This window comes from Roseomonas rosulenta, assembly GCF_016106005.1.
Taxonomy (GTDB): Bacteria; Pseudomonadota; Alphaproteobacteria; order Acetobacterales; family Acetobacteraceae; genus Neoroseomonas; species Neoroseomonas rosulenta.
On sequence record NZ_JACADR010000360.1, the window covers coordinates 1 to 3811 of the forward strand.

General features: G+C 73.9%; 5 protein-coding genes. 1 reads left to right on the plus strand and 4 read right to left on the minus strand.

From position 1 onward, the window contains the following. The coding region (locus HW578_RS24125; protein WP_408906265.1) for a PglD-related sugar-binding protein at window positions 1-278 on the minus strand (278 nt) is incomplete at its 3' end. Between the two features lie 84 nt (window positions 279-362). Here HW578_RS24125 and HW578_RS24130 point away from each other — a divergent pair. Next, window positions 363-986 carry a Tat pathway signal protein gene (locus HW578_RS24130; RefSeq protein ID WP_198373251.1) on the plus strand — a complete coding sequence of 208 codons (624 nt, stop codon included), beginning with the start codon at window positions 363-365 and terminating at the stop codon, window positions 984-986. 127 nt (window positions 987-1113) lie between these two features. Here the strand turns inward: HW578_RS24130 and HW578_RS24135 are convergent, their stop codons facing one another. From HW578_RS24135 to HW578_RS24145, 3 genes are all read right to left on the minus strand, one after another. After that, on the minus strand, window positions 1114-1722 hold the full coding sequence (locus HW578_RS24135) for a glutathione S-transferase family protein (RefSeq protein WP_198373252.1): 609 nt from the start codon (window positions 1720-1722) through the stop codon (window positions 1114-1116). Between the two features lie 177 nt (window positions 1723-1899). Further along, window positions 1900-2727, minus strand: coding sequence for an MBL fold metallo-hydrolase (locus tag HW578_RS24140; RefSeq protein ID WP_198373253.1), 828 nt, complete (start codon window positions 2725-2727; stop codon window positions 1900-1902). Continuing rightward, window positions 2724-3458, minus strand: coding sequence for a DsbA family protein (locus HW578_RS24145; RefSeq protein WP_198373254.1), 735 nt, complete (start codon window positions 3456-3458; stop codon window positions 2724-2726). Before HW578_RS24145 ends, HW578_RS24140 begins: the two co-directional genes overlap by 4 nt. Window positions 3459-3811 lie beyond the last annotated feature (353 nt).

The window sequence follows — 3811 nt, forward strand, 5'->3', positions numbered from 1 at the left end:
GGCAGCGTGAAGCCGGCGGCGAGCAACCGGGCGGCGGCAGCGAGGCGCTGCGCGTTGTGGCCGATGGCCGGATGCGCGGCGCCCACCCCCGCGGCCAGGAGGCCCGCCAGCGCGGCCTCGTTGCCCAGCACCGGCACGCCGAGCACCGCCGCCAGGCGCGGGGCGGCATCGATCACGCCGGCGATGCGGAAGCCGCCATGGGCCATCAGCAGGTCCAGCACCGCCTTGCCGTGCCCGCCCGCCCCCAGCACCAGGATCGCTGGCCGCGCCTCGTTCATCCGCCCGCCCCTTCACGCCCGGCACGGCGCCATCACCTTGCCGCGCTGAAGCGTCTAGTATGGCGCCCCCTGCAGGAGACGACGATGCGCTTGCCTGGCCTGCTCGCCGCCCTGGTGCTGCTGATCGCCTCCGCCGCGCCGGCGGCGGCGCAGAACCGCTTCTGGCTGCAGAACAACACCGGCCAGACCATCGTGGCGGCCAATGTCTCGCCCTCGCGCGTGACGGATTGGGGGCCGAACATCCTGGGCCAGCCGTTGCGGCCGGGCATGCAGGTCTTCGTCGAGCCCACCTTCCGCGACTGCTACCTCGATATCCGCGTGCGCTTCGCCGACGGGACCGAGGACGGGCATCTCGGCGTGCATGCCTGCACGCTCAGCCGCATCACCTTCGGGCGCGACGTGCCGCAGGCGCCCGTGCCGCCACCGCCGCGCGAGCGGGAGGTGGAGCGCGAGGACCCCTCCTTCGTCTTCGTCAACCGCAGCGGGGAGCCGATCCGCGAGATCTATGTCTCGCTCACCAGCGAACGGAACTGGGGGCGCGACCGGCTCGGCCCGAACCAGATCCTGCCGCCGGGGGCCTCGATGCCGATCGGCCTGCCGCGCACCGGCGTGTGCACCGTCGACATGCGGATCGTCTACATGGACGGGCGCATCCTCGAGCAGCGCAACGTCGAGACATGCTCGATCCGCAACTACGCCTGGCGCTGAGCCGGCGGCCGCGACGGCGCGGTCCAGGACCGTGCCCGATGGCGCGATCGGCAATCGGCCCGATGATCCCGGGGGCCGTCGTCGCCGGTCCCGGAGCGGGCCGGCGACGACATTCCGGAAGGTCCGCTCAGCCTTCCCGCTGCTTGCGCGCGCTGAGCGCGGCCGGGCGCGTCATGCAGGCATCCATCCACGCCTTCACCTTCGGGAAGGGCGCGTAGTCGTACCCGTTGAGCCAGGAGCCATAGAGCACCGAGGCCAGGTTGAGGTCGGCGATGGTGAAGCCCGCGCCCAGCAGGAAGGGTCGCTGCGCCAACTCGGCCTCGAGCACGCGCAGCCGGGCATCGAGCGCCTCCTTCCCCGCCGCCGCCTCGGCCGCCACGCGCTCGGCCTCGGGCTTCAGGTAGGCGTTGTAGGACCAGCGCATGACATGCGGCTCGACCTCGGTCGCGGTCCACAGCGTCCACTGCATGACGCGCGAGCCATCGTCGCCGGCCGGCATGAGCGGCGCGCCCGCCTTGGCGGCGATGTGCAGGTTGATGGCCAGGCTCTCGAACAGCACCAGGTCGCCGTCTTCCAGCGCCGGGATCTTGTTGTTCGGGTTGATCGTCACGGCGCGCTCCAGCTTGAAGCCGGGCTGGAAGCCGATCGGGATCACCTCGTAGGGCAGGCCAGCCTCCTCGGCCGCCCAGATGCAGCGGAAGGCGCGGGAGCGGGGGATGCCGTGGATCTTGAGCATGGCGTGGTCCTTCTGGCCGGGTCGGGGAACGGACCTGCCGGCGGGGCGCGAATCGCGACACGGGTTTCCCGGCAGGCGGCGCCCCGGGGCATAGCCTTGCCCGGCGCGATCGGCCAGGGCGGGGCGCGCCGGCCATGCCGACAGGCGGGGCACCGGACCGGGCGCCGGCGCGCCCCGTCAGCCGGTCAGCGGGCCCGGACCCGAGACGGCCCGGATGTAGCGCGCCACGCTGGCCCGCACCGCGGCCTTGCCGCCCGACGGGATCACCCGGTCCCACCAGGCGCCGTAGACCGCATCGTAGTCCAGCGCATCGAGCACCGCGCCCATGCGCGCCACCTCCGCCGCGGGCAGCGGCACCCAGTTCGGGAAGGACCACATGAAGGAGACGTGCCGCCGGTCCGGCGTGACCGAGGCGATGTCCCCGGTCAGGATCGCGCCCTGCCCGGCCGACCAGTGCAGGATGGTCCCGCCCGCATAGTGCCCGCCCAGGCGATGCAGCGTGACGCCGGGCAGCACGGGGTGCGCCTCGCCATCCCAGAAGCGGATGGCGGGGTCGGGGCGCATCACCCACTGGCGGTCGGCGGCGTGCAGCAGCACGGGGCAGTCGAAGGCGCGCGCCCAGTCGACCATGGCGGTGTAGTAGTGCGGGTGGCTGATGGCGATGGCCTGGATGCCGCCCAGCGCCTTCACGATCGCGATGGTGGCCGGGTCGAGCAGCGCGATGCAGTCCCACAGCACGTTGCCCGCCGGCGTGCGCAGCAACAGGGCGCGCTGCGCGATGCCGAAATCGGGGAACATGCCGCAGCCGAGCAGGCCGGGCGCGACCTCCCGCCAGCCCACCGCGTGGCGGCGCGCCAGCGCCTCCATCGTCGTCCATTGCTGGCCGGCGGCGGGCACCCATTGGCGCGGGTCCTCGCAGATGACGCAGGTCGCGGGCGGCGCGGCGGAGGGGGCGTGCTGCGTGCCGCAGGTGGCGCAGATGAAGGCGGTGGCGGCGGCGGTCATCGCGGCCGCTGCCTTTCCTGCGCGACCAGCGATTCGAGCTGCGCCAGCGGCACCGCGCCCGGGATCAGCGTGTCGCCGATCACCAGCGCCGGCGTCCCCTCGATGCGCAGCGACCGGGACAGGGCCAGGTTGGCATCGAGCCGGCGCTGGATCGCCGGGTCGTCCATCTCGCGCAGCAGGCGCGGCACCTCCAGGCCGGCGCGCTGCGCCTCGGCGCGGATCGCCGCTTCGGTCGGCTCGCCCCGGCTGCGCATCAGCGCGTCGTGCAGTTCGGCGTACTTGCCCTGACGCTGGGCGGCGAGCAGGGCGCGCGCGGCGAGCACGCTCTGCGGGCCCAGGATCGGGATGTCCTTCATCACAACGCGCAGATTTCGGTCACGGCGGATCAGCTGCTCCATGTCCTCGTGCAGGCGCTTGCAGTAGGGGCAGCGCACGTCGAAGAACTCGACGATGGTGACGTCGCCGCGCGGGTTGCCGCGCACCGGGTCGCCGGGGTTGTCGAACAGTGCGGCGCGGTGGGCGGCGATGCCGGCGCGCTGCGCCTCGCCGCGCTCGCGCTCCTCGGCCTCCTGGATGGCGGCGAAGGCGTCGCGCAGGATGGAGGGGTCGCGCCGCAGCGCCTCGCGCAGGATCGCCACGATCTCGTCGCGCTGCGCATCGGTGAAGGCCTGCGCCATGGCGCGACCGCCGACCACGAGGCCGGCCGCGGCCAGCAGGAAGGCTCGTCTCATGCTCTCTCCCGGGGCCGCGGCACCTGCCCGGCCGAAACGATGGCGGGGGCGGTTGGCCCCGCCACACCGCCGCCACGCACCCGGGCGCAGCATGCGGGCAGCGCAGGTTTCGCTCAACAGCGACGCGCGGTCACGCCGGACACGGCGGCGCGAGATGCCGGACGCGGCGGTTGCCGGTCGCGGCGAAGGCGTCTAAGCCCGGGGCCGCAGCCGCGGGATGCGGCTTGGGGGGCGCGTCCCGGGCCAGGGGGCCCGAGGGCCGGGGCCGCACCCCTCATCCGCCGCGCCGCAACCCGGCGCGATGCGCGGGCTGCGCAGCAGGGGAGGCCGGGACGCGGGCCATGACGACCAGG